Raw genomic sequence first — 3,452 nt, forward strand, 5'->3', positions numbered from 1 at the left:
CGGGTCGCCGGCCACCAGCCCGTAGCGGTGGCGGTACGAGTGGATCACGACTTCTACGAAGTCGGGGTGGTCGAAGGCGGCGGCGCTGCGCTCGAAGGTGGCGTCGTCGAAAGCCCAGGTGGGCGACCAGAGCGACCACAGCAGCCGGCACAGCGCGCGCCGGTTTTGCTCGAGCCCGGCGCGGCCGCGCTCGCCGTGAAAGTAGTACTGGTACCAGTGGCGCCGCTCGTTCTCGGGCGCGGCCGGCTTTGCGGCGGCGGCGATGTCCTGGATGTTGTAGCTGTTGAGCGAGACCAGCCCCGCGCAGCGCTCGGGCCACAGCGCGGCCACGACGCAGCAGGCACGCCCGCCCCAGTCGTAGCCCGCGAGCACGGCGCGCGGGATGGCCAACGCGTCCATCAGCGCGAGCAGGTCGGCGCCAAAGGCGCCCTGCTGGCCGGAGCGCGGCGTCGCCGCGTCGAGGAAGCGCGTGCCGCCGTAGCCGCGCACGAAGGGCACGATGACGCGGCAACCCTTCGCCGCCAGCAGTGGTGCGACCTCCGCGTAGGCGTGGACATCGTAGGGAAAGCCATGCACCAGCAGCACCGGCGGCCCGTCGGGCGGGCCGTACTCGTGGTAGCCGACCTCGAGCACGCCTGCCCGGACCCTGCGAAGCGGTGTCATCGTCGCCATCGCCGAGACGCCGTCAATAAAGGACCACGCCGCGGATCGATTCGCCGCGCTTCATCAGGTCGAAACCCTTGTTGATGTCCTCCAGCGGCATGGTGTGCGTGATGAGGTCGTCGATGTTGATCTTGTTTTCCATGTACCAGTCGACGATCTTGGGCACGTCGGTGCGCCCGCGCGCGCCGCCGAAGGCCGAGCCTTCCCACTTGCGGCCGGTGACGAGCTGGAAGGGGCGGGTGCTGATCTCGGCACCGGCCTCGGCCACGCCGATGATGATGCTGCGGCCCCAGCCCTTGTGCGTGCATTCCAGCGCCTGGCGCATCACCTGCGTGTTGCCGATGCACTCGAAGCTGTAGTCGGCGCCGCCGTCGGTCAGCTGCTGAATGGCATCGACGATGTTGGCGTGCTCCTTCGGGTTGAGGAAGTGCGTCATGCCGAACTTGCGTGCCATCGCCTCGCGCGCCGGGTTCAAGTCGACGCCGATGATCTTGTCGGCACCCACCATCTTCGCGCCCTGGATCACGTTGAGCCCGATGCCGCCGAGGCCGAACACCACCACGTTGGCGCCGGCCTCGATCTTGGCGGTGAAGATCACGGCGCCGATGCCGGTGGTCACGCCGCAGCCGATGTAGCAGACCTTGTCGAAGGGGGCGTCCTCGCGGATCTTGGCCATCGAGATCTCGGGCGCCACGGTGTAGTTGCTGAAGGTGGAGGTGCCCATGTAGTGGAAGATGGGCTTGCCATCGAGGCTGAAGCGGCTGGTGGCATCGGGCATCAGCCCCTTGCCCTGCGTGCCGCGGATCAACTGGCAGAGGTTGGTCTTGCGGGAGAGGCAGAACTTGCACTGCCGGCACTCGGGCGTGTAGAGCGGGATGACGTGGTCGCCCTTCTTGAGCGAGGTGACGCCGGGCCCGACATCGACCACGATGCCCGCGCCTTCGTGGCCGAGGATGGCCGGGAAGATGCCTTCCGGGTCGGCGCCCGAGAGGGTGTAGTAGTCGGTGTGGCAGATGCCCGTGGCCTTGATCTCGACCAGGACCTCGCCGAACCTAGGACCTTCGAGGTCGACGGTTTCGATGGAAAGGGGCGCGGCGGATTTCCAGGCAACTGCAGCTTTGGTCTTCATTCGTGTGTCCTTTGGGGGATGAGGGTACCGTGGGCAAGCCGGCGTACCCCCGAGCTTAAGACGGTTCGGGGTCGATCCCTGCGGCGAAGATGCCCGGCATGCCCACGAAGTGCGGCAGGGCCTTCAAGCGGCCGATCCAGCGTCGCAGCGCGGGGTAGCGTTCGAGTCCCACGCCGCCTTCGGGCGCCAGGGCAATGTACGGAAAGCATGCGATGTCGGCGATCGTTGCATCTCGCCCCGCCAGCCATGTGCGCCCCTCGATTTCGCCATCCGAAAGGTGGTCTTCGATGTGCGCGAAAAGCCGATGCGCCGCGCCGCGGCAGGCGGCAATGTCGAAGGGGTAGCCGAAGGCATCGTGCAGCCTTGCAGCCGAGGCGCTGCGCGTGATGTCCTCGGCCACGGCCAGCCAGAGCGCGATGCGGCCGCGCGTGGCCGGATCGGGCGGGAACCAGCGCTCGGAGCGGTCGTAGCGGCTGGCGAGGTAGACCAGGATGGCCTGGGCGTCCCGCAGCACGTAGCCATCGTCATCGATCGCGGGGAGCTGGCCGAAGGGGTTGATGCGCAGGAAAGCCTCGCCCTTGTGCTCGCGGCCCGGATGAAAGTTCACCGGCACGCGCGCATAGGGCAGCTGCAGCAGGCTCATGAAGAGCCGCAGCTTGTAGCAGTTGCCGGAGAGCTCGTCGTTGTACAGCTTGATCATGGTGCCGCGGCTCGCTGGAGTGTCTTCGCTTTCGCCTTCGTCTCGGTTGCGGTGCTGTTCGCCTTCGGAGCGGCCATGTGGCTCATAGGTCGAGCACCAGCGTCGCGGAGCGGGCGCGGGAGACGCATGGCAGCATCTGCATGTTGCCTTCCTTCTCGGCGGCGCTCAGGTATTGGTCGCGGTGCTCGGGCACCCCGTCGATCACGGTGCACAGGCAGGTGCCGCACACGCCCTGCTCGCAGTTGGTTTCGATCGCGACGTCGATCGAGCGCAACACCTCGACGATGCTGCGCTCGGCCGGAACCTGCACCGTGCGTCCGCTGCGCGCGAGCGTGAGCTCGAAAGGAGTGCCACCCGTTGCCACCGGGCCCGCCGCCTTGAAGTACTCGAAGTGCATGCGTCCTGGCAGCCAGCCCAGGGCCGCGCCCACCGACGCCACCAACTGCATCAGCGGCAGCGGGCCGCAGGTGTAGGCGTGGGTGTCCGCGTCGTGCGCGCCGAGCACGCGCTCGATCGCCTCGCGGGTGGCCTCGGGCGGAAGCGCCGCGTGCAAGGTCCAGCGGTTCGCGAACTCGCGCTCGAGCTCGGCGCCGAAGGCGGCATGCGCGGCCGAGCGGCAGAAGTGGTGCAGGTGGAAGTCCTCGCCGCGCGCAGCCAGGTGCCGTGCCATTGCCAGCAACGGCGTGATCCCGATCCCACCCGCGATGAGCAGCGTGTGCCCCGCGGTGCTGTCGAGCGCGAAGTTGTTCTTGGGCAGACCGACGTGCAGCAGGTCGCCTGGCTCGACCCTGTCGTGCATCGCAGCCGAGCCGCCGCGGGACGCTTCTTCGCGCTTCACCGCGATGGTGTAGCCGCCGTCATCGCCCGGTCCGTTGCACAGCGAATACTGGCGGATCAGCCCGCCCGGCAGGTGCACGTCGAGATGTGCGCCGGGCGTCATCGGCGGCAGCGGGCCGCCCG

4 protein-coding genes are annotated in these 3,452 nt (G+C 68.1%); all 4 read right to left on the bottom strand.

What is annotated here, in order from left to right; all coding sequences use genetic code 11:
- Positions 1-672 (bottom strand): alpha/beta fold hydrolase (locus APY03_RS36760; RefSeq protein WP_232324554.1); only part of this gene is annotated, 672 nt, incomplete at its 3' end.
- A gap of 13 nt (positions 673-685) precedes the next feature.
- Positions 686-1,792: an S-(hydroxymethyl)glutathione dehydrogenase/class III alcohol dehydrogenase gene (locus APY03_RS36765; RefSeq protein WP_068685261.1), complete on the bottom strand. Its 1,107-nt coding sequence runs from the start codon at positions 1,790-1,792 to the stop codon at positions 686-688.
- Positions 1,793-1,847: 55 nt separating this feature from the next.
- The gene (locus tag APY03_RS36770; RefSeq protein ID WP_068685262.1) at positions 1,848-2,492 is read right to left on the bottom strand and encodes a glutathione S-transferase family protein; all 645 of its coding nucleotides are present in this window, start codon (positions 2,490-2,492) and stop codon (positions 1,848-1,850) included.
- Positions 2,493-2,574: 82 nt separating this feature from the next.
- Positions 2,575-3,452 (bottom strand): PDR/VanB family oxidoreductase (locus APY03_RS36775; protein WP_068685264.1); only part of this gene is annotated, 878 nt, incomplete at its 5' end.

The sequence above is a fragment of the Variovorax sp. WDL1 genome (assembly GCF_001541225.1).
Taxonomy (GTDB): Bacteria; Pseudomonadota; Gammaproteobacteria; order Burkholderiales; family Burkholderiaceae_C; genus Variovorax.

Excerpts from the sequence above, each read along its gene's own strand:
- APY03_RS36770 (WP_068685262.1), bottom strand. The coding sequence starts at position 2,492 with ATGATCAAGCTGTACAACGACGAGCTCTCCGGCAACTGCTACAAGCTG.
- APY03_RS36765 (WP_068685261.1), bottom strand. The coding sequence starts at position 1,792 with ATGAAGACCAAAGCTGCAGTTGCCTGGAAATCCGCCGCGCCCCTTTCC.